The following is a 20990-nucleotide window of genomic DNA, read 5'->3' as shown; positions in this document are numbered from 1 at the left end:
GTGCTCGCATTGCAGCAGCGCCAGTGGCTGCCCGGGAGGATCAACCAGGCCAAGGTGCTCGAGACGGCGCTGGCCGAGGTGCAGGCCAAGCACTCGACCTGGCGGTCCGCGGACCTGGACCCGCGCCATCAGCGACGCGCTACCCGACAACCTCGGCAACATGAAACCGGCGAAGATCGCGCGGCTCCTCGACCGGCTCACCGAGCGCGGCCTGAAGCTCGCGCAGCAGGTCGATGCCGACCGTCCCGGCCAAAGCCCCGTCGAGCTCTCGGCACTTCCCAACGAGCTGCGCCGCGGCGACGGATCGTCGGCGTACTCGGCTCCCGGCGCCGCCCGGTACGTGACCCCGGATCACGTGAAGGCCGAGCGGCAGCTCGCCAAAGCGGGCTACGCCCGCGGCGCCGCCGTGATGAGCCCGACCGACGTGCAGGCGTTCGTGAAGCGGCTGGCCGCCGATGGCCTCGAGCTTGGCGACGACCAGGCCGCCGCGGTGCGAGGCATCCTCACGTCCGGAGCCAAGGTCGAGACGCTGATCGGCCCGGCCGGTACCGGCAAGTCCCGCGTCGTCGGCGCCCTCGCGAAGGCGTGGGAAGACCCCGACCTCTGGGACGGCGAGCAGCGCCGGATGATCGGGCTGGCCGCGTCCCAGGTCGCGACCGAAGTGCTCGCCGCCGACGGCGTGACCGCGAAGAACATCACCCGCTGGCTGATGACCCAGCAGAGACTCACCGACGGCTCGACGACGCCCGAAGACCAGGCGTGGGCGCTGCGCGCCGGCGACCTTGTTGTCGTGGACGAGTCCGCCATGGCCAACACCAGCGACCTGTCCCAGATCCAGGCGCAGTGCGACGCCGCTGGCGCGAAGTTGCTGCTGGTCGGTGACCACCGCCAGCTCGCCGCCGTCGGCGCCGGCGGTGGCATGGAACTGGTCACCGCAGGCGCCCTCACGCATGAGTTGACCGAAACCCGCCGTTTCGTAGCCGCGTGGGAAGGCCCCGCGTCGCTGCGGCTCCGTCAGGGCGACGAGGGCGTGCTGGCCGAGTACCACAAGCAGGGCCGCATCCTCGACGGCGGCCACCTCGAAGCCGCACAGCGGTCGGCGGCCGACGCGTGGCTTGCCGACCACCTCAACGGCCTGCACGCCCTGCTGATCGTGGACACCAACGCCCAGGCCGCCGAGCTGTCCGCGCAGCTGCGCGCCCGGCTGATCGAGTACGGGCAGGTAGACGACGAACGCACCACCTGGCTCGCCTCGAGCGGAAACCGGGTCGGCGCCGGTGACCTGATCCAGACCCGGCTCAACGCCTGGCACCTCAACGGCTACCGCGGCAACACGCGTGCCGCGTTCAACCGCGACGAGTTCAAGGTGGTCGAGGTCCTGGCCGACGGCGGGCTGCGGGTCGCGCCGCTGATCCGCGGCACCCGCCATCCCGCGCCAGGGGAAACGATGGTGCTGCCGGCGAGCTACGTGCGGGACTGGGTCGCGCTCGGCTACGCCGCCACCGTCCACTCCTCCCAGGGGTTGACGGTGGACTCCAGCCATCTGGTCGCCACCCAGAACACGTCGGTGTACGCGCTGTATGTGGCGATGACCCGGGGCCGGGCCGCGAACACCGCGCACGTCGTCACCCAGTCGCTGTCGAAGGAAGCCGAGTACGGCCAGACGGCCGCCGCCGCGAAGCGGACGCCGCTGTCGGTGCTGCGCGGCGCGTTCGAGCTGGACGACCCGCAGCTGTCGGCGTTGCAGGCGGCGGCCGAGTCCGCCGCCGAAGCCGACCGGCTGCGCACCCCCGCCGAACTACTGGCCGACGGGATCGCGCTCGCCACCGCCGGCCGCACCGCTACCTGGCTGGACGAACTCACCCACGCCGGCGCACTGACTGCGGATCAGCGCAGCGCACTGGCTGTCGAGGATGGCGCCGGAACCCTCGACAACCTGCTGCGACGGGTCGAGCTGGCCGGACACGACCCAGGCCAGGTGCTGACGGAGGCGATCCAGCGCCGGTCGCTGCACGACGCGCGCCAGATCAGCAACGTCATCCAGGAGCGCATCAAGCAAAGCGGGAAGTACGACCCGATCGGCGACACTTACACCGACCGGCTCCCGCAGGTCGACGACCCCAAGTGGTCGGCGTACCTGGCCAACCTCGCCGCCGCCGCAGACACCCGCACCGAAGAACTCGGCGACCAAGTCGCCGCAGAGCTGCCACAGTGGGCAATCGAGGCCTTCGACTGGCCGCCGACCGACCACGGTCCGGAACGGGACAAGTGGATTCGGCGCACCGGCGTCGTCGCCGCGCACCGCGAGGTCATGAACCACGACGCCAGCGACGACGCGCTTGGCCCGGCACCGAAACCCGGCCAGGTCGAGCAGTACGCGTCGTGGCGCGCCGCATGGCGCGCACTCGGCCGCCCCGAGGCCGACCGTGCAGAGGCCGAACTGTCCAACGGTCAGCTACGGGTCCGGGTCCGCGCGTACGAGCGTGAAAAGGCATGGGCACCTCCGTACGTAGCGGAGGAACTCGCCGGCACGCGCCAGGCCGCCGAACGCGAACGTCGTACCGCCGCACTGCGCCTCGCGGAGGCAGACGCCAGCGACGACGCGGCGACACGTGAGCGGCTGCGCACGGAAGCCGAGCAGGCCAAGGCCCTGGCCACGGCGCTGGACGCGCGCGCTGCTGAGCTGCAAATCGCCGACGACGCCCGCGCCGTCTGGCTCGCCCACACCGCCGAAACCCGCGCCGTCGCCGACCGCGCGAAACTGGAACTCGATGCCCGCGGCATCGACAACAGCGACGACGGACCGACCCCTGAGGAACTGCTCGACAGCATCGACGCCGACGACGCTGACGCGGACGAACACCGCGAAGTCACCGACGAGCACGAACTGGCCGACGTCGCCGAACAGCGAGACACCGACATAGCGCTCGCGGTACCTGCCGACGAGTTCGTTGAGGCCGCACCGGTCAACGACCAGCCAGCCAGCAAGGAGGCGGAACCGGACGCTGCGGCCAGCGACATCCCGGACGCGGAGATCGTTGCCGACGACAACACGCGCCCCGCGCAGGCGTCAGCAGAAGTGGCCGAGGCTGCCGAGGATGAGGCGGCCGAGGATCCGGCCGGGCTGGAGAGCCAGGCGCCGGCCGACATCCGCGAGGTCGCTGCTGGCGAGGTACCCATCGCGGAGTCCGACACTCCGCGGGTGCCGTCCGCGGACGAGACCGCCGAAGCCGTACGCCGCGCGCAGAGGGCACTGATCGAGATTCAGCACCGCCGCGCAGCGGAAGAACACCACGCCGACGCCGAAGCCGAAGCCCGGGCCGAAGAACTCGCCCGGTGGCACGCCGACGACACCAACGCCGAGCAGGCCAACACCGCAACGGCCACCGCAGCCGATCACGCCGCGGACTATCCCGGACCGGTGATGGAACTCGGGCGCTACGACGACGAGTAACCACGCGCAGTCCAGGCTCTCCCGCCCCTGGCGGGCGGGAGAGCACCCCGGCCTCCGGCCGGGACAAAGCCCTTCTGTGGCTGGGGTTGGTGGGCAGGTGCCAGACCGCCCCCTCCAAAGTCAAGGGGTTCTCGCCTGGAGGACGGCGGCGCTCCGCAAGCTCCGCTTATTTCCTTGTCCACCAGCCGAGAACCCCTTGACTTCGGAGCCTCTAGCGGCCCGGCAGACGGCAGTTGCCGGCAGGCCCAAAGGGGCTGCCGTCACACAAAGCCCACCAGCGACAGGGGATCACGATGCCGAACACAACCACCAGCACCCAACAGACCAACTGCCCAGCGTGGTGTAGCCCCCGCCGTCAGGTCGGATGCGGCCGTCCCGGATGCCCGTCCAGCGCGCGGAAGCTCCGACGCTGACCCACCGACTCGGGGAGGGCCGTGGTGAAGGAGCACGCACCCGCGGCGCCTCCCCGCACCAACCACGAGAAGGGGTTGAGGACCGATGACGCTGACGATGACTGACCTGTTTTGCGGTGCCGGGGGATCGAGCACCGGCGCTGTGCAGGTACCGGGTGTGACGGTGAAGCTGGCCGCGAACCACTGGAAGCTGGCCGTTGACACGCACAACAGCAACCACCCGACCACCGACCACGACTGTGCCGACCTGTCCCAGGTCGAGCCACGCCGCTACCCACGCACGAACGTGTTGTGGGCGTCGCCTGAGTGCACGAACCACTCCCAGGCCAAGGGCAAGAAGCGCAACGTTGACGCGATGCCGGACCTGTTCGGAGACACCCTGCCGGACGAGGCGGCCGAGCGGTCGCGGGCAACGATGTGGGACGTGGTGCGGTTCGCCGAGCACCACCGCTACGACGCGATCGTGGTGGAGAACGTCGTAGACGCAGCGCTGTGGGTGCTGTGGCCCGCGTGGCGCTCGGGGCTGGACGCGCTCGGCTACTGCGTGCACGTGGTGTACCTGAACTCGATGCACGCCCAGGCCGGTGGCCTCCCCGCGCCGCAGTCCAGGGACCGGCTGTACGTCGTGCGCACCTGCGCGCGTCGAGTTGCCCGGACCTGAACCGGTGGACCCGGCCGAGCGCGTGGTGCGATCGCTGCGGGCAGCTGGTGCGGGCGATGCAGGCGTGGAAGAAGCCGGAACGGACCTGGGGCCGCTACCGCGCCCAGTACGTGTGGCGCTGCCCGAACGTTGCCTGCCGCAACCAGGTGGTCGAGCCGGGCTGGCTGTCCGCAGCGGCCGCGATCGACTGGAGCCTGACCGGCGAGCGGATCGGGGACCGGGCCAAGCCGCTGGCCGACAAGACGATGCAGCGCATCCGCGCCGGGCTGGCCCGCTACGTGAAGCCGGAACTGCTGGTGCCGGTCGAGGGCCGCGACGGCAAGACCGCCACTCCGCTCTCGGAGGCGATGCGCACGATGACGACCCGCAACGAGACCGGGCTGCTGGTCCCGGCGGGCGGCACCTGGAACGAGACCGCGACGACGCTGGCGGAGGTGATGCGGACCAGGACCACGCGCGAGTCCGAGGCGCTGGTGGTGCCGCTACGGAACAACAACACCACGAAGAAGGCGACCGACCCGTTCGACACGTTCGCTGCCGCAGGCAACCACCACGGTCTGCTGATGCCCTACTACGGCAACGCCACCAGCCGTCAAACCATCGAGCCGCACGGCACGCTCACCACCCGCGACCGGTACGCGCTGGTGATGCGGAACAACGGCTCCCGCTACGACGGCGCGGAGATGTGCACGCCGGTCACCGAGACGCTACGCACCCTCACCACCGCCGGCCACCAGTCGCTGCTAGAGCCGCGAACCATCGCGGTCGAGGACTGCACATTCCGGATGCTGGAGCCGCACGAGGTCGCCGCCGGAATGGCGTTCACCAACGGCTACGTGGTGCTGGGCAACAAGCGCGAGAAGGTCCGCCAGCTCGGCAACGCCGTCACCCCACCCGCCGCACGCGACCTCATCGCCGCCGTCGCCGAATCCCTCGGCCACGACCTCACCGACCTGCACGCCGCCTGAACAACCCGGGGGCGGGCGACACCGCCCGCCCCCGGTCACACCAAGAACCCCAGGGAGAGCTTCATGATCACCCCAACCAACGAGACCGCAAACACCGCTGAACCGGACGACTTCCACGTGGCAGCGAACGCGGTGACCCGAGCAATCCGACAGATCAACGCCGACCAGCGAGGCGGCGACGGCGCCGAGTTCATCACACACCTGCTCGCCACCGTCGCCGCGAACCTCGGCAGCAGTGAGGCGGTGACCGCAGGCCGGCCGGGATCATGGGAGGCCGCCGGGGTCGAAGGTCTGCTGCACAGCATCGTCGGCTACAACGACGAGTACCTGCTGACCTATCGCACCGAACCGGTCGAGATCGTCGTCAACGGCGTCTACGAGTTCGACGACCTCGGCATGTTCGAGACCTACGAGGCCAGCACCAGCCACATCGGGCAAGTCCTGTTCGGTGACCGCTGGACCCCATCGCGCGACCGGCTGAGCCTGGACCAGCTGGAGCAGATCGAGGACATCGAGGAACTGCTTGTCGAGCTGGAGAAACGCGACCGCGCCGAGTACCAGCAACGGTTCACCGCCACCATCCACACACGGTTCGAGCAACTGCGCACGGAAGACCCCCACCGCTACCCCGAAAACCTGACCATCACGGTCCGGTTCACCGCCGACAACGCCAGCAACGACGACCTGACCGACGGATGGGGCAGCGACCTGGCCAGCCTCCTCTATCAACACGCCCGCGAAACCACGCCTCTCCCCGGAACCGACACCGCCCCCGACTGGACGGCCGGCCAACGCCACGCCGACACCGTCTTGGCTGCCGGGCACTGGCCACACCTGCGCATCCCCACCCTCGCCCACTACGGCGTACCAACGAACACCAGAAAGGACTGACCATGTCCCAGCGCATCCCGAACGGCACCCTCCTCACGACGTATGACCAGCTGATCGAGCTGGTGTCCCACGCAATGGCCCCGGTGGTGATCGACCGCGACGGCACCCCGTGGATCGTGTTCGAGACCGAGGACGGCGACGACTACGCGGTCACCGTGCCCTGCCCCGACGACGACATTCCCGGCCGCACAGACTTCGACGGGCTGTGCGCGCGCGGCCCGCTGCGCGTGGTGTTCAACGGTGACACAAGCCCCGAGGCGTGGCCCGGTGCGAACCAGGACCAGGAGGTGACGGCATGACGATCAAGGTCAGGCTGTCCGGCGAGGCCGACGACATCGCGCGCCTGGTCGAGCATCTACGACACGAGTTCGAGGTGGCCGGCGCAGACCGCGCCTACCCGAACCGTGGATCGTTCGGCGTCCGTGTCTACCTCGAACTCCGCGAGCCCGCCGCGGGTCGGGACTCGCGGCGAATCCGTAGCGAACGAGTCCACCCCGACCGGAGAGGAATCGAGCCGTGACCACCACCACGCGGCGCGGCGGGCGAGCCTTGGACGCGGACCACCGGATGCTCTGCCGTGCCGCGCACTGGCACGCCGATCACGGCATGGCAGTCTTCCCGCTCGCCCCCGGCCGCAAGGTACCCGCCGTGGAGAAGGACTGGGAACACGAAGCAACCACCGACCACCTCGCGATCGCCCGGACCTGGCGGCATGCGCCGTACAACATCGGCGTCGCCGCCGGACCCTCCGGTCTGCTCGTCGTGGACCTCGACCAACCCAAGACCACCGCAGACCTGGCACCTGAACCGTGGCGCAGCCGAGGAGCAACTAACGGCGCCGACGTACTCGCCTTGGCCGCCGCCGATCACGACTCCAGCATCCCTGCCGCCTACACCGTCGTCACACCCTCCGGTGGGCAACACCTCTACTACCGCCAACCCGCCGGCCACCAACTCGGCAACAGCGCCGGCCGCATCGGATGGAAGATCGACACCCGCGGCCACGGCGGCTACATCGTCGGCGCCGGCTCGATCACCGACCACGGCCGCTACCAGGCCAGCAAGACCACGCCACCCCAGCGACTGCCCGACTGGATCACCAACGCCCTCGACACGACCAGCCCCGCCACCGCTACACCACGGACCGCAGCCAGCCTAAGAAACGCCAGCTCGTACGCGCTCGCCGCACTCACCGGCGAACTCGAGAACGTCCTCGCAGCCGCACCAGGACAGCGCAACGACACCCTGAACCGCGCCGCCTTCGCACTCGGCCAACTCGTCGGCGCGCAACTTCTGGACGAAACGATCGCCCGTGACGAACTGCTGTCTGCCGCCGGCCGCATCGGGCTACCCCGCACCGAAGCCGAACGCACCATCACCTCAGGACTCACCGCCGGCACACGCCACCCACGCCCGCGAACAGCCTGACCCCGCTATGACGAGCGGAAGACCGACGAAGGGGCTCAGGAAGCCGTCCGGCGGCTTCCTGAGCCCCTTCGTGCGGAGAGAGGTTCAGCCCGCTTGGGCGTTCTCTACGTCGATCGGCGGCACGCCCGATCGGCGCCACGCCCACGCCAGCGTCGCCAACGCGCCATCGGCAAACCCCGGCCGACCCGGCATGCTACGGGCGACCGCTAGCTCGGCAGCTTGGGTCTCCAGCTCGACTAGCTCCTCGTACGCCTTCTCCCGAGTATCGGTGATCGGGGCGTACGCCCAATCGCGCACAGGTCCGGTCGCGTACTCGAAGGTGACGATGGCGCCCGCCAGCCACCGGCAGGTCACCTGTACGCCGGTCAGGTATGAATCTTCACGGTCCTGAGCCTGCAATGCGTCGCCACGTCGCTCGGCCGTCAACCAGAGCCGGGCGAACTCACGCACCGGCACATGCAGGTTCTCCCGCGGTATCCGCTCGAAATCCCGGGCAGTCAGCTCCATACCACACGACGATCCCATACCGCGCCGACAGTTTCGACGGGCCCGCTGCCGGTGAGCCGAGACCGAGGGATCGCCAATAGCCACTGCCGAACGGTGCCGGATGCGGCCCCGACGCTGCTTCTGAACGTCGGGGCCTAGGCGCTGACTCCATCCCGGCCGTGGATCACTGGGCATGCCCTGATCCGGAGGTACCCGCTCGTTGACAACTAAACCTCCGACACGGCGGCTCCCGCCTTCGCGATGCCCTGTAACGGTGACCGGGCGTCGTCCGATAGTCCGAGGATGGGGTGGGGGGATATGAGGCGTTGCAGATACCGCGCGTCCAGCAGCAGCCAGATCGACTTCGAGGTGACCAGGCGACTGCTCGGGCTTCTAGCGGTACTTGCCCGTGTGCCGGCGGGCGAGGATCCCGAGCGGGCCGACGATGAGTTGTTGGACCGGTTGCCTGCCACCTGTCGAGCGCCCAGCCGCCATCGATAGGCCGAGCGGGGGGGAACCCGGCTGATGACGACTGGCCACTCTTGCAATGTCTGCCCGGCTGTCGCGATACACAAACCTGGTTGCGCTACGGGCCGAGGGTCCGGAATCTCAGCGTGCCTGATGGCCGTTCTGAGCGTTTGAGCGCAGGTGATGCTCCAGCGCGCGCAGGCGGGCCGATTCGATCGGTTGGGAGGCCGTCAGGGGCGTGCGGTCGACCTTTTGGTACGACTGGGCGCGCGCGACCTCGCGGCCGGTGAAGACCTCCCACAGCGGTACGCCGTATCCGAGATCGACAGTCACCCGGTCGGCGTACCTCTCGCTCGCCCGGGACGCCCAGGCAACCACGACCGGCGAGAACACTGGCGAGATCATCATGACGAAATACCCGTCGAAGCTAGTGAAGAACGCCACCAGGAACACCCCCAGCACGAGGAACCCGATCACGAGCTTGATCACCGTACTCAGGCCCGGCACCTTCACGCCATGTCGGATGAACGCACCCAGCGCCCGGGCCGGGAGCGAGTACCAATAGATCACCAGCGACAGCCAGCCCGGCACCGCCAGCCGGTGGGCCAGCTCGTGCGCCAGCACCGCCTCCAGATTGCGCGGCGGCAGCGTGAAGACACTCCAGGACGTGACCGCCACGGTCGACCCGGCCGTCTGCGGTGCAGTGGCCTCCGGTCCCTCGTGGATCCACACCCGGTACCGGTCGGGATTGACGCCGGCCGCGGCACACACCGCCCACCAGGCCGGGCCGATCCGGCGAGACTCCAGCTCGGACGGCGGCCGCAGGCGCCACACCTTCCAGGCCAACAGATCCTGTGAACGCGGATAGAACAAGGCCGTACCCGATACCAACCAGACGCCCAAGGCAACATACTCGATCGTGTCACTCGGGATCCCAACGAACTGCACCGCCAGCCACGCCCACCACAGCCACGGCAACGCCAGCAGCAGCTCCGTCACGCCAGCGATGTCCCAGCGTCGCGCTCGACTGGCCGCCGGCCGTGCCCCGGGCGGTGGGACCATCGAAGCTGGACGAGGCGGTACCTGGCCCATCGGTGGGGAATTCCGGTTGGGCACTACCGCCCGGGCCGTGTGGGAAGTGGTTGCCCGTCGTGTCGCACGGTGCGGATTGTTGCTCTCAGCCCCATTCATCTTTCGCAGGGTAGCCACCGCCACCGACATGCGACCAGCCGTTTGCAGCTTGATGCAAAGGGAGCGGAGGCGCCTGGAGCTTGCCAACGGCAACCCAAGGTGCGGACAGTAGAGCGCCTGCAATGGGAGACCAACCGCACACGATGACATGCGAACGGATCGGGCGCACTCTGGAACCATGAACGGATCCGTGCAAGCGATCAACATCGTCTTCGACGGACCGCCGGCGCCCGAGGGTGGGCGGTTCGTCGAGGTCGAGACCGACGACGGCCACAGCATCAGCATCGGACAATGGCTGCAGCGCTCAGACGGTAACTGGGCGCTTCGAATCGGCAACGTGCCCATCCCTTCACCCGACGTCATCAGCCGCCCAAATGAGGCGGTCGACGATGACCCCGAACCGTAGGCCACCCGGGCCAGCCGATCACGGGCCTGGCCTGCCGCCGGACCTGGCTGGACCCGTCGAACTAGAACTCGCCAAGGCGGTAGAACAACTGCCCGGCCGCAACGGCCTAACCGGCGGATCCCGCTACGAGTTGAAGTACGACGGCTACCGTTGCGCCGTGGTTCGCCGCAGCGGGATAGTCCGCTTGTGGTCGCGGAATGGAACCGACCTGACCGACAAGTTCCCCGATGTCCACGGGGCGCTCGACGCGCAGTTGGAACGAGACTGCGTCCTCGACGGCGAGCTGGTCGTGTGGAACGGCGAACGGCTCGACTTCGGCGCACTCCAGCAGCGCATGATCAACGGCGCCGCGACCATCCGGCGGCAACTCGCACCGAAGCGGCCGGCCTCCTACGTCGCCTTCGACCTGCTGGCGATCGACCAGGTAGACATCAGAATGATGCGCCTCAGCGACCGGCAGCGACGCCTCAGCTCACTCGCCAGAACATGGAGGCCGCCGCTTCAACTCTCGCCGGTCACCGACGATCCCGCCGAGGCACGTGAGTGGCTCGACGCATTCAGCTACTCCGGCGTCGAAGGACTGGTCGTGAAGGGCGCCGGCACGCGGTATCAGCCTGGTCGCCGGGACTGGGTCAAGGTCAAGCAGCGCGACACGATCGAGGTGATCGTCGGTGCCGTGACCGGCAGCATCGACCGCCCCGAGGTCGTCGTGTGTGGCCGCTACCGAGGAAGCGACCTAGAGATCGTCGGCCGGACCGTTCCACTCCACCCAGCCCAAGCCGACGAGCTGGCGGCAGTCCTCGAGCCGGCAGGCGATCGGCACCCCTGGCCAGACGAGATCAGCGCCGGGTACTGGGGCCGCGGCGCCAAGAAGGTCCAGATAGTCAAGGTAAGGCCGTTCGTCGTGGCCGAGGTGGCAGCCGACGCCGCCATGCAAGGCGACCACTACCGCCACCCGCTTCGATTCCACCGTGTCCGCGGCGACCTCGCGCCGAACGACGTGGACCGACTACCGGCGTAGCAGTCGCTCGGTCCGAGCTCTGCGCGGGATGAGCCAGGTTCCCGGCCGAATCGCTGGCTCGGGCGGGCGGGTACTGGGTGATCATGAGCAGCTTTGAACCGTGGAGCTATCGGTCGGGCTCGGGCTTCAGCGATCGCAGCCGGTTGGACGGCTACAAGGTGCTTGCCCCTGACGGCGAGGTCGGCAAGGTCGAAGACGCCAGCTATCCGCCCGGCCAGGCGGCTCTGGTGGTCGACACCGGTCTATGGACCCTTGGACAGCATGTGCTGCTGCCGGCGGGCGTGGTCGAGTACATCAACCACCACACCAAGGAGATCTCCGTCGACGTCTCCGAGGCCGAGATCAGGGCGGCCCCGCAGTACGAGGCCGACAGCCATCTGGACCCGGGCTACCGCGAGCGGGTGGCCGAGCACTACGCCCGCGTGCGCGCGGCTCGCAACCGCTAATCCGCCCTCGACCCAAGTTCACGTACTGCAGACCGGCAGCGGGGACTGGGTGCGCCGAGTAGCCGACCGGTCACTGGTCCTGTCTCGAACATATGTTCGCCTTTGTGGCATCCTGGAGTCATGAGCAGGTTTGAGGTGTGCGGGGATGCCGCCACTGGCTTCGGAGTGTCCGACTCCGCCAGCAGCAGGTGCAGCATGCCGCTGGATCTCAGCGAGGCCGAGGCCGCAGACCTGGCGGCCGATCTAAACGCCACGTACGACACGTACGGCGAACACGGACCTGATGTGCTGCGCTGGTGCAGGCCTGCGGTGCCTGTCGCCGCCAGGCGATGGAAGCCGGCCGGAACAATCGATGTGTGGATCCGGGACCGCGGCGAGTGGTACGGCAGGGTCTGCGACGACACAGGGCGGGTCCGGTGGTACCCCGCCGACGACCTGCGTCCCGCCGGAGACCCGCCAGTTGAGAAGGCAAGCTAGTGACCGGTCCCGTGATTAAGCTCGAAGGCGGTCCCGGGCACGGGCAGATCTACCTCGAGTCGGACTTCCGTGACCGCATCAAGGCCGCCCAACGGATGGGCCGGACCGAGGCAAACGGGCCCGGATGGGCGCTCGGCTACGCGCCTGGTCCCGGCAACCTTTGGATGTGGCAGGACGGAATCAACTGCCACCCCGCCGACCCAAACGATCCCGACCTCGCACCATACGGCGCCGCCTTCCAGGCGGAGTTCGCGACGCAGGACGTGGCCTGTGGATAACTCCAAACGGTGCCGCCGATTTTCCGGCAAGCTGGACACGTCGCCGGCCGCGGCCAGAGACCACTCGCACGCGAGCCGCTGCCCGCACAGCGTCGAGGCACGAGGCCCTGAGAGCAGGCAGGCCCCGGCCGGCGATCCGAGTTCGTGGATCGACGCTCGACGACTGCTTGCGCGTCATGGGCGCTGCGTTGGCACGGACAGCAGCCTAGTCCTGAGACACTGAAGCACATGGCCGACAAGAGTTCGATCGAGTGGACCGAGGCGACCTGGAACCCGACGACTGGTTGCGACCGCATCTCGTCTGGCTGCGACAACTGCTACGCGCTCACCCTCTCCAAGCGCCTGAAGGCGATGGGTGTGGCGAAGTATCAGAACGACGGCGACCCGAGGACGAGCGGACCCGGCTTTGGGGTGGCTGTCCACCGAGAATCGTTGGAGACGCCGTACACCTGGCGCAAGCCGCGGCTCGTCTTCGTCAACTCGATGAGCGACTTGTTCCATGCTCGCGTCCCTATCGCGTTCGTCCGCGAGGTCTTCGAGGTCATGCGGGCAACGCCACAACACACGTACCAGATCCTCACCAAGCGCAGCCGACGGCTGGCTCGTCTCGCTCCGCGGTTGGAGTGGTCGAGCAACATTTGGATGGGGGTCAGTGTGGAATCCGAAGTCCACTACGACCGAGTGCGTGACCTGGCGGGCGTGCCGGCCGCCGTCCGATTCCTGTCGTGCGAGCCGCTGCTCGGCCCGCTGCATCGGCTTCCGCTGGACCGGATCGATTGGGTCATCGCAGGCGGTGAGAGCGGAGTAAATGCGCGGCCCGTCGATCCGCAATGGATCAGGGACCTGAGGGATGACTGTGTGGCGGTTCGCACACCGTTCTTCTTCAAGCAATGGGGTGGCATACGAGCCAAGAGCGGCGGACGCGACCTCGATGGCCTGACGTGGGACGAGATGCCACAACCTGCTCAGGCGCGCGCGATGTAGGCACGCTGCAGATCGCCCTTGGGCACGTCAGCGATGACGCCCTTCTTCTGCAGAGCCTTCAATGCCCTACGGATATGAGTTTCACGGGCGAGGCCGAGTGTTCGGCCGAGGATCGTCCCCAGCTCGCTCTCGATCCTGAAGCGGGCCGTGGCTTTGAGAACCGACTCGATGTTCGCGGCGATCTCCTCGACCCACGCCAACTCGTCGTCGTCGAAGTCGAGGCCTCGGAACTCAACCTGGCCACCGGTCTCCTGCTCGCGTCGGTCTGCCAGCCATTGGCGCCACTCCTTGCGGGCCATCGACATCGATCGGGCCATCTCCCAAAAGCCGTCCAGGTGTAGGGTAAACAGGATCAGTTCGTAGACGGGCTTGGCCTCCAATGAGTCGGCGACAGCTGCGGTGATATAGCCGCAACCGCCACCAACGGCCGCTGCGACCCGATCCGCGTAACCTTCCAGCACCTGCTGAACCCAGCCCTCCGGTTCGTCGCGGGCCAGAGCCTGCCACCAGGTGTCGCCGAGTGCCCGGTTGAGTGACTCGATCTGCCCCTCGCGCGCACGGTAGTCCTTATCGCTCCTGACAACCCCCGAAATGCGGCGGACCGCCTCATACGAGAAGTTCATCAGCAGCTCAGTCTTGGGCTGGAGGACTCGCGAGTAGCCGGACTTGTCTCTGCCCTTCATGACCTGGACCACCCGGTCGAACGGGATGGTCAAACCGAAGGGGTCGAGGAACACAAAGAGCGGCAGATCGCCCGCCTCGGCGAGCACCGCATCCATGTGGTCCTCGACAGGCCCGACGCGTACGTCATACGTCGCGGGGTTGATCTCCTTCTCTGCGAGCATTGCGCTGAGACGTTCGCAGTAGGCGTTCTCCTTTTCACTGAACACGGTCCGCACTGACCGCAGGGCCGCCATCGCTGCAGCAGTGTCGACCAACAGCTCCGGCGATCCCGGCTCGTTGTCCTCGTACCGCCCTGGGCCGGAGTAGGCGTCGTACACCACGACCCGCTTGCCAGTCGAGGTGGAACCGACCTTTCCCGCCCACGCGGGGATGTAGCTCTTGATCAGCTTGTGCTTGTAGATGGCCGCCGCCTGTGGCGACTCGAAGAAGTTCTTGTTGGCGCTCACTCTGGATTCCCCCCAGGTGTGACGAGTTGGGGTAACGAGAATACGAGCTTTCGCTACTCTCCGCAGCGTTAGCCACGTTGGGCCGACCCGTCGCCGCCGCGTGAGTGCATGAGTATCCGAGACACTCAGGGTTGGGGCATCGATCAGCGGCCAAGGTGCAAGGCTGTGATCAACAACGTCAGAGCCAGCACGAGCGTCGTGCACGCGCCGATGAGCCTGGTGCAGGATCGGATGAAGTTCGTGGCGCAGTCGACCCACTTCGATGCCAGGCTAAGCCGTCGGGCAGTTGGACCTGTCGTCATGCCTTGATCCTGGCACCTACATGACATCCGATCCACCCTCACCTACATTATGATGGTGACGCTCTTCGAGGACCCGGAGGAGACGGCGAGGCGAGTGAGGGGCGCGATCTTCCCGGCCTACGCCTCCAGGCCAGCAGATGCGCTGCTGATCAGATCGACTTTCCTGAATCCATTGCGCACTGTGATGCCCAAGGGACACCCACTCGCGTCGTTCGAACTCTTGATGTACCAGCATGACTCGTTCGCGGCCGAGTGGCCGTTGCCGGTCGATGTGCCAACGGCTCTCAGAGGTTTCAGGTCATCACTCGGCATGAGCCAGGTGAAGTTCGCCCAGGCTCTCGGGCTGAGCCGCGTGAACATCGAGCGCTGGGAAGGCGGCCACGCTAAGCCCTTCCGCGGCCATGTGCACACCTTGCTCTCTCTGGTGCGGCCCCTAGCAGTAGGCCCGCTACCGGCAGGTCAACTCCTCAATCTCGTCGCCGCGGCCGTATGTCCCAAGCTCACTCGACCAGCCGCAACCTACTCCGGGTCGCAGATCCGTGATCTTCTCATCGATAGGCGAGACGATCATGGTGACCTCGCTCCCGCGCTGTTGTCCGCCCTCGTGTCGAGCAGAGTGCTGATCGTGCTCGACGAGGCCGACCCCGAGGTCGAGGCCGAATACATACCTGCAGTTGGAGTTCGTACGCTAGATCGCAGCAGCGAACCCTGGGATGCCGAGGTCCGAAGCATCGCCGGCCGCTTGTCTCCTGAAGACCGCAAAATGTGGATGATGCTGGGGGAACGACTGAGTCGGGCCCAAGGTTCTGAATAGAAACATGAGTTCCCCGAAGCTCGCGGCTGGAATGGCGCTGTGACCTGCAGGCTCGCGTTGTGGAGGGTGTCCGCGATCCGCTGCGAGCCGGTGCCGGCGCAACCCTCGATCGCCCGGACCCGGGGCGGCCACTCTTTCCTATAGCCAACCGCCGCGGTGTTTCGCGGTCGGTGGCCAACCGGCGGCCGCCGTGGACAGCATCGGCGGCGATATCACCTCGTTGGTCGCCTAGCGCTTGTGTGGGTCGAGGCCGATGACCATGCGATCCGCTGTGGAGTTCATGTCGTCGTCCTCCGTTGCTCGGTTACCGCTGTTCTCGAGCTGGGAGGGTCGATCATCGTCTCGACGACGAACAGGAAACCGTAGTCGTCGATGCTGACCCGTCGACTCCTACAAGGACGAGTTTCCGAGGATGAGCACCGCGCAGATGCCCAGGGCAAGTATCCCGGCGATCACCAGACCGGCCTTCCGCATCCGTGGCGACCGATTCCACTTGAACCAGCACAGGATGAGCAGGAGCACCGTGAGCACGACGAGGCTTGCCCCGGTGACCTGCGCCCAGATCGCTTTGGTGGCCTGGATGACGGCCGGCAGGATGCCGAACAGGCTTATGGCCGCGCCGCCGAACACCATGAGCGGATGGGATCCGTGGTCCGCGTCCGCGTCCGACGCGGTGGTTGCCGACGTCTCTGGATGCTGCGGCAGCACCGCCGGCATCTCGTCGCCACCCTTGGGTGGCTTGATCGACTGCTTCACGTTGGTGCTGTCGATCGCGACGTTCGAAGGAGCGTGGAAGTGGTTGTTGATGACCTTGCCGGCGGGGGGCTGCTCGGCCTCCGGAGTACTGGTGTGAGAAGGAACAGCTAGATCGGGCTGGGGGGCGTCGGCTGTCCCAACGCCATACGGCGTTGGGGCCCAGATTCCACTCGGGGTCAAAGCCTGCTGTACCGCCAATTGCCGCACGCGGGCTTGCCAGTACTCGTCGAACGTTGTGACGCCTTTGTAAAGTCGGATGTCGCGGTCGACATTGAACGTCCAGCGGCCGTCGTTGTTGGTGCTGGACCCTCTCCAGGGTTCCCAGACGAGGAGCATGGCCGACCGCCGGCCGAGTTCCTTCTCCTCGGCCTCAGACAGGTCGAGTTCAAGCTCTTCGAGCACCTGGTCGAAGGTCACAACCGCAGGTTGCGCTGGATCGCCCTTTCGATACGCGTCCGCTCCGAGACGTGCGGCAGCAACAACCACTTGAATGACTTCCTCGGTGCCAGAGCAGACCGCTGCGCCTGCGACAGTGAGCGACAACGAACCGTCGGGATCGGCTCGCGCTCCTCCCTGCGGCCGTCCCCCGTGCAAGAAGAGCGGTGGGATCCGGGCGATCAGCTCCGGCAGGTCAACGGCGTCGTCATGGCGGCTTAAGAGGGTCCGGTCGATCGCCTCGAACGTGGGCCAGTTGCCCGTGCGGACGAGCGCGTCCCACACAAGCTGAAGTAGCTGTGTCTCGTCGTCCGCGAGCACAGGCGGGTGTGCCGAACCGGAGCCGTCAGGCATCAGATCGACTCCATACGGCTGTTGGACCCGGCAACGGTGCGACTCAGAATCAGCGGAGACACGCGGTCATGATACGTATCGGTCAGAGGTAACACGGCGCGCAGCAACAGATTCTTGGAGCATGAACTGCGGCACGCGCGTTCAACCGCCGAGGAATCCGATCGCACCCGCTACGACAGCGCCTCCGATGGCTTCGGTGCCAGCCTCTGTGGCCACTCTTGCGACCCACGCACGGACTCGCGTCCAACGGCGGCGACCAGCGCCTTGGTCTTCTTCCTCATCCGCCTTCGCGGCAATGCGCAGCTCAGTGAGGAGTTCGGACGTCACGCCCGACTCCTGCAGGAACGAGACCAATCCCTCGATGTCCCCCTTGGCTGGTGGCTTCACCCCCTGCTTGACGTCCACGCTGTCAATCGCGAGATTCGAGCTGGCGTAGAAGTAGTTATTGATGACCCTGCCAGCGAGGAACTGCTCGGCCTCCGGCCTGCTGGGCTGTCCGGCCTCTGGCACGATCTTCTCCAACTGCAGAGCAAGGTCGAGGATCCGGCTGCGCACCCCGTCAAGTGCCCCGGCAAGGACGTGGCGAGAGATGTGGCTCTTCGCACCCACCAGGCGCGCTCCGCCGCCGGTGAAGACCGGACGCACCTTGCCAGCCTCTACCCACGCGTTGTAGGAGCCCACCATGTCCGCGCTCCAGGCAATCGTGACCTGATCATCTGCGGCCATGCTCTCAACCGCGGCAACCGGTTCTCGCAGCTCTAGCCTGAAAAGGCCGTCGGCAACTTCCGACTCCTGGTCGAAGGTGTATCGCGGGATCTGTACGTTCGTCGCCTCCTCCCCGCGAAAGCTCATGAAGTGGCCCAAGACGTGGATGCCGAAGGGGCCGCGGTACGACGGGAGTTCGGCTTCGTCCGGGTAGCCGTTGAGTTCGTGGTCGATCCAGTCACCCAGCGGCTCGGCGCCGGTCCGAGACGCCAGAATCTTCACCTGACGGAGCAGGCTGGCGATCCGGGCTTCTCCGCTCGCGCCGGAGATCACCTCGTCGAGGAGGGTCATGCCGGGATCTCCAGCGGCGCAATACCAAGTGGTGTACCCGCGAGGCCGGAGGAGACGAATCGGTTGTCGGTCATCGGCGTCGAAGATACCCGAAGTACTGGAAAGGCCCAGCGCGATCAGGCCGTTCGTGGACTGCCCGCGAGGCATGTGCGTCGACATGAGCGAGCAGGTCAACCAGAACTGGGTGCCGTCGACAAGTCCGTTCAGCCGCCAAGGAACCCGATCGCGGCCGTCGCCACGGCTCCGCCGATGGCTTCTGTTCCGGCATCGGTGGCCACGCTTGCGAACCATCGACGTACCCGCTTCCAGCGGTCAGGGCCTTCGCCTTGGTCTTCCTCATCACCCTTCGCGGCTGCTCGCAGCTCAGCCAGTAGGTCGGGCGACAATCCCATCTCCTGCAGGAAGTCGACCAGACCCTCAAGGTCGCCCTTTGCCGGCGGCTTGACCGACTGTTTGACGTCGGTGCTGGCGATCGCGACGTTCGAGCTGGCGTGGAAATGGTTGTTGATGATCATACCGGCGAAGGCTTGTTCGGCCTCCGTCGTAGTAGCCTGACCTGCGACCGGAACCACTTTCTCCAGCTGAAGTGCCAGGTCGAGGACCCTGTTCCGTACGCCATCGAGTGCGCCAACGTATACGTCTTTCGAGACCGGCATCGTTGCCTGGCCGAGCACATAGCCATCGTTCAGGGGAGACTCGATCCGCCCGTTGTTCAGGCCCCAGTTGAACAGGTTGATCATGTCGCCAGACCATGCGAGGGTCGCCCCCTCCTGGGCCGCCATGGTCTCGATACGCGCGATCGGCTCTCGCAACTGCGCCTCGAACAGGTGCTCCACGTCTAGCTCCTTGCCGAAACTGGCTCGTGGAATCGGGACGTTCGTCATTTGGCTCTGGAACGGACCGAAGAAGTGTCCGAGCACAGGAACGACGAACGGGCCGCGGTACGACGGCAGTTCGGCGTCCTCCGGATAGCCATCCAGCTCGTGGCCAATCCAGTCTTCGAGCGGGTCGGCGCCGGTCCGTGACGCGAGGATCTTCACCTGACGGAGAAGGCTGGCGACCCGAATATCTCCTGTCGCCCCCGCGATCACGTCGTCGAGCAGGGTCATTCCTTGGCTCCCGAAATCTGCACCGCATTACCGAGCGGCGCACCCGCGAGAGCGGAAGTAGCGGAGCGACTGTCGGTCATCGGCGTACTCCAAGTATGTGGTGGATCAGGTTCGCCGTGTGCGGCACTGAATGAGCGTAGTGGCTTGTCCAGACGGCTCTCCGGCGCGCCTGGACGCCGGATCGGCTCGAGGCCCTGGCGCCGGCGAGCGCTCAGTCCCTCGGGAAGGGCTTGCCCACTGGCCAAGGCTCGCCCAGACCGAACCAATCGGTCTGCGAGCGCTCAGACTCGACGAACGTCATGTTCCCGGAACCGGAGACAGCGCGACGCCACATCGGGAACGCGTCCACGGCGTGCTCGGGGTCAGGGTGCTCCCAAATCGTATGCTGCTGCCTGCCAACGAAGGCGGGGTGGAGGTTCTTGACCACGAGAACCGCCGAGACCCCACGGTGATCCCAGCGATCGCCCCCGAACCAGTAGCCGTCGGGCTTCCGGGTCCTGACGGTCGACTCCGTGCCGTCGGCGAAGGTGCGGAACTCGACAACCTCCGTGCCGTACAGCGCGTTGAGCACGTCGTCGTCGTCGAGAAAGTTGCTGCTCGACGCCACCGCGATGACGAACGGCGCGCCGAGCGACCCGTAGGCCGAGCCCTTATCAGCCAACGCGCCTCGGAGCCCCTCCACGTCATGCACCAACTGGGCGTCGCCGCCCCCGAAGATGCCGAGCGGCCGCGCACCCCTCCTACCGCGGGCCTCGGGCGACCTGGGGAGCGCACGAAACTCGATCCTCCAGCCCGCGTCCTCGTGGGTGACGCCGGGAAGGTCGTCGCGACGCTTGCCCACGAGAGTGTGGTCGTCCGGGTCCAACCCGGCCAGCCACTTCTCCAAGCGGCCCCGCAGCGGCCGGGCGCGGAGCGGGGCGTCCCCCTGCCTTGCGACGTCGATCCAAAGGAAGAAGTTCGGGCTGTCCAACCTGTCCAGCGACTCGTAGACCGCGTTCACCCGGGCAGACTTGCCGACCGCCGCATCGCTGGACGAGGCCGAGCGCGCCTCGACGTAGATCCTCCGCCCGTCCTTCTCGGCAAGGAAGTCCGGCCGACGACTCGTCCCATCAACTTCCGGATGGCACGTCACGGAGTAACCCATCCGAAGCAGGCACTCATGGAGGTACAACTCGAAGAAGGCCCCCTTCGACTGCCGGTCGTCCGTGGAGCGTAGGCGGCCTCGCACGTCGGCCTGGGCCTCGGGACAGAGCCGGCAGAACCAGTCTTCGATCAGGCCACGGACCTGGTCCCAGTACGGCCCCGACACGCGATCCAGAAACTGGAACTGGCTGTCTCCGTGGGACCTCGGAGACGCGTCCGTCCGGATAGTCGCGGAGAAGATCGTCACAGGCCACATCCCACCACAAGGCAGCGCCAACCGCAGTCCAGCTGGCGACGGCTGGGCCGCGAATCAGGAGTC

21 protein-coding genes are annotated in these 20990 nt (G+C 67.0%); 14 read left to right on the top strand and 7 right to left on the bottom strand.

What is annotated here, in order from left to right; genetic code table 11:
• The first annotated feature begins 160 nt into the window (after nucleotides 1-160).
• The 7 genes from EV646_RS40740 (at nucleotide 161) to EV646_RS30950 (ending at nucleotide 7815) form a co-directional block, all read left to right on the top strand.
• Nucleotides 161-3454: an ATP-dependent DNA helicase gene (locus tag EV646_RS40740; protein WP_132154892.1), complete on the top strand. Its 3294-nt coding sequence runs from the start codon at nucleotides 161-163 to the stop codon at nucleotides 3452-3454.
• Between the two features lie 510 nt (nucleotides 3455-3964).
• Nucleotides 3965-4528, top strand: a complete 564-nt coding sequence (locus EV646_RS40355) for a DNA cytosine methyltransferase (protein ID WP_241996436.1) — start codon at nucleotides 3965-3967, stop codon at nucleotides 4526-4528.
• Between the two features lie 56 nt (nucleotides 4529-4584).
• On the top strand, nucleotides 4585-5496 hold the full coding sequence (locus tag EV646_RS40350) for a DNA cytosine methyltransferase (protein ID WP_241996435.1): 912 nt from the start codon (nucleotides 4585-4587) through the stop codon (nucleotides 5494-5496).
• A gap of 63 nt (nucleotides 5497-5559) precedes the next feature.
• Entirely contained in the window at nucleotides 5560-6387 is an 828-nt protein-coding gene (locus tag EV646_RS30965) for a hypothetical protein (RefSeq protein WP_132154890.1), read from the top strand.
• A 2-nt stretch (nucleotides 6388-6389) separates the two neighbouring features.
• The gene (locus EV646_RS30960; protein WP_132154888.1) at nucleotides 6390-6686 is read left to right on the top strand and encodes a hypothetical protein; all 297 of its coding nucleotides are present in this window, start codon (nucleotides 6390-6392) and stop codon (nucleotides 6684-6686) included.
• A complete protein-coding gene (locus tag EV646_RS30955; protein WP_132154886.1) occupies nucleotides 6683-6907 on the top strand; it encodes a hypothetical protein in 225 nt (74 codons plus the stop codon). The genes EV646_RS30960 and EV646_RS30955 overlap by 4 nt, the downstream gene beginning before the upstream one ends.
• Nucleotides 6904-7815 (top strand): bifunctional DNA primase/polymerase, encoded by a 912-nt coding sequence (locus EV646_RS30950; RefSeq protein WP_132154884.1) that lies wholly within the window; start codon nucleotides 6904-6906, stop codon nucleotides 7813-7815. The genes EV646_RS30955 and EV646_RS30950 overlap by 4 nt, the downstream gene beginning before the upstream one ends.
• 84 nt (nucleotides 7816-7899) lie before the next feature.
• On the opposite strand, the gene EV646_RS30945 is transcribed toward EV646_RS30950, so the two are convergent.
• Together EV646_RS30945 and EV646_RS39020 are read right to left on the bottom strand one after the other, a co-directional pair.
• Nucleotides 7900-8322, bottom strand: a complete 423-nt coding sequence (locus EV646_RS30945) for a hypothetical protein (RefSeq protein ID WP_132154882.1) — start codon at nucleotides 8320-8322, stop codon at nucleotides 7900-7902.
• Nucleotides 8323-8910: 588 nt separating this feature from the next.
• Nucleotides 8911-9768 (bottom strand): M48 family metalloprotease, encoded by an 858-nt coding sequence (locus EV646_RS39020; RefSeq protein ID WP_158291050.1) that lies wholly within the window; start codon nucleotides 9766-9768, stop codon nucleotides 8911-8913.
• A gap of 370 nt (nucleotides 9769-10138) precedes the next feature.
• Between EV646_RS39020 and EV646_RS39015 the strand changes: the two genes are divergently transcribed.
• The 6 genes from EV646_RS39015 to EV646_RS30915 all read left to right on the top strand — a co-directional run bounded on the left by EV646_RS39015 (nucleotide 10139) and on the right by EV646_RS30915 (nucleotide 13572).
• Complete coding sequence (locus EV646_RS39015; protein WP_158291049.1) at nucleotides 10139-10366, top strand: hypothetical protein; 228 nt, start codon at nucleotides 10139-10141, stop codon at nucleotides 10364-10366.
• Nucleotides 10350-11387: an ATP-dependent DNA ligase gene (locus EV646_RS30935; protein ID WP_132154877.1), complete on the top strand. Its 1038-nt coding sequence runs from the start codon at nucleotides 10350-10352 to the stop codon at nucleotides 11385-11387. The genes EV646_RS39015 and EV646_RS30935 overlap by 17 nt, the downstream gene beginning before the upstream one ends.
• Nucleotides 11388-11470: 83 nt before the next feature.
• Nucleotides 11471-11833 (top strand): PRC-barrel domain containing protein, encoded by a 363-nt coding sequence (locus tag EV646_RS30930; RefSeq protein ID WP_132154875.1) that lies wholly within the window; start codon nucleotides 11471-11473, stop codon nucleotides 11831-11833.
• A 120-nt stretch (nucleotides 11834-11953) separates the two neighbouring features.
• Nucleotides 11954-12310 (top strand): hypothetical protein, encoded by a 357-nt coding sequence (locus tag EV646_RS30925; protein WP_132154873.1) that lies wholly within the window; start codon nucleotides 11954-11956, stop codon nucleotides 12308-12310.
• Between the two features lie 11 nt (nucleotides 12311-12321).
• On the top strand, nucleotides 12322-12588 hold the full coding sequence (locus EV646_RS30920) for a hypothetical protein (protein WP_132154871.1): 267 nt from the start codon (nucleotides 12322-12324) through the stop codon (nucleotides 12586-12588).
• Nucleotides 12589-12816: 228 nt separating this feature from the next.
• Nucleotides 12817-13572 carry a DUF5131 family protein gene (locus tag EV646_RS30915; RefSeq protein WP_132154869.1) on the top strand — a complete coding sequence of 252 codons (756 nt, stop codon included), beginning with the start codon at nucleotides 12817-12819 and terminating at the stop codon, nucleotides 13570-13572.
• Here EV646_RS30915 and tcmP read toward each other — a convergent pair.
• Complete coding sequence (gene tcmP / locus EV646_RS30910; protein ID WP_158291048.1) at nucleotides 13554-14960, bottom strand: three-Cys-motif partner protein TcmP; 1407 nt, start codon at nucleotides 14958-14960, stop codon at nucleotides 13554-13556. The genes EV646_RS30915 and tcmP overlap by 19 nt on opposite strands.
• Nucleotides 14961-15059: 99 nt before the next feature.
• Between tcmP and EV646_RS30905 the strand changes: the two genes are divergently transcribed.
• Nucleotides 15060-15818 (top strand): helix-turn-helix domain-containing protein, encoded by a 759-nt coding sequence (locus tag EV646_RS30905; RefSeq protein WP_132154865.1) that lies wholly within the window; start codon nucleotides 15060-15062, stop codon nucleotides 15816-15818.
• Nucleotides 15819-16208: 390 nt separating this feature from the next.
• Here the strand turns inward: EV646_RS30905 and EV646_RS30900 are convergent, their stop codons facing one another.
• The 4 genes from EV646_RS30900 to EV646_RS30885 all read right to left on the bottom strand — a co-directional run bounded on the left by EV646_RS30900 (nucleotide 16209) and on the right by EV646_RS30885 (nucleotide 20918).
• Complete coding sequence (locus EV646_RS30900; RefSeq protein ID WP_132154863.1) at nucleotides 16209-17330, bottom strand: hypothetical protein; 1122 nt, start codon at nucleotides 17328-17330, stop codon at nucleotides 16209-16211.
• Between the two features lie 174 nt (nucleotides 17331-17504).
• Nucleotides 17505-18419: an AbiTii domain-containing protein gene (locus EV646_RS30895; RefSeq protein WP_132154861.1), complete on the bottom strand. Its 915-nt coding sequence runs from the start codon at nucleotides 18417-18419 to the stop codon at nucleotides 17505-17507.
• A gap of 203 nt (nucleotides 18420-18622) precedes the next feature.
• On the bottom strand, nucleotides 18623-19528 hold the full coding sequence (locus EV646_RS30890) for an AbiTii domain-containing protein (RefSeq protein WP_132154859.1): 906 nt from the start codon (nucleotides 19526-19528) through the stop codon (nucleotides 18623-18625).
• Between the two features lie 211 nt (nucleotides 19529-19739).
• Nucleotides 19740-20918 (bottom strand): hypothetical protein, encoded by a 1179-nt coding sequence (locus EV646_RS30885; protein WP_132154857.1) that lies wholly within the window; start codon nucleotides 20916-20918, stop codon nucleotides 19740-19742.
• Nucleotides 20919-20990 lie beyond the last annotated feature (72 nt).

It is taken from the genome of Kribbella antiqua (assembly GCF_004345665.1).
Taxonomy (GTDB): Bacteria; Actinomycetota; Actinomycetes; order Propionibacteriales; family Kribbellaceae; genus Kribbella; species Kribbella antiqua.
This window is presented reverse-complemented; position numbering and strand designations above follow the sequence as displayed.

Bases quoted from the DNA above. Each gene is read 5' to 3' on its own strand.
- EV646_RS40350 (WP_241996435.1), top strand. From the start codon at position 4,585: ATGCAGGCGTGGAAGAAGCCGGAACGGACCTGGGGCCGCTACCGCGCC.
- EV646_RS30965 (WP_132154890.1), top strand. From the start codon at position 5,560: ATGATCACCCCAACCAACGAGACCGCAAACACCGCTGAACCGGACGAC.
- EV646_RS39015 (WP_158291049.1), top strand. From the start codon at position 10,139: ATGAACGGATCCGTGCAAGCGATCAACATCGTCTTCGACGGACCGCCG.
- EV646_RS30935 (WP_132154877.1), top strand. From the start codon at position 10,350: ATGACCCCGAACCGTAGGCCACCCGGGCCAGCCGATCACGGGCCTGGC.
- EV646_RS40355 (WP_241996436.1), top strand. From the start codon at position 3,965: ATGACTGACCTGTTTTGCGGTGCCGGGGGATCGAGCACCGGCGCTGTG.
- EV646_RS30960 (WP_132154888.1), top strand. From the start codon at position 6,390: ATGTCCCAGCGCATCCCGAACGGCACCCTCCTCACGACGTATGACCAG.
- EV646_RS30930 (WP_132154875.1), top strand. From the start codon at position 11,471: ATGAGCAGCTTTGAACCGTGGAGCTATCGGTCGGGCTCGGGCTTCAGC.
- EV646_RS30915 (WP_132154869.1), top strand. From the start codon at position 12,817: ATGGCCGACAAGAGTTCGATCGAGTGGACCGAGGCGACCTGGAACCCG.
- EV646_RS40740 (WP_132154892.1), top strand. From the start codon at position 161: ATGAAACCGGCGAAGATCGCGCGGCTCCTCGACCGGCTCACCGAGCGC.
- EV646_RS30945 (WP_132154882.1), bottom strand. From the start codon at position 8,322: ATGGAGCTGACTGCCCGGGATTTCGAGCGGATACCGCGGGAGAACCTG.
- EV646_RS30895 (WP_132154861.1), bottom strand. From the start codon at position 18,419: ATGACCCTCCTCGACGAGGTGATCTCCGGCGCGAGCGGAGAAGCCCGG.
- EV646_RS30925 (WP_132154873.1), top strand. From the start codon at position 11,954: ATGAGCAGGTTTGAGGTGTGCGGGGATGCCGCCACTGGCTTCGGAGTG.
- EV646_RS30890 (WP_132154859.1), bottom strand. From the start codon at position 19,528: ATGACCCTGCTCGACGACGTGATCGCGGGGGCGACAGGAGATATTCGG.
- EV646_RS30955 (WP_132154886.1), top strand. From the start codon at position 6,683: ATGACGATCAAGGTCAGGCTGTCCGGCGAGGCCGACGACATCGCGCGC.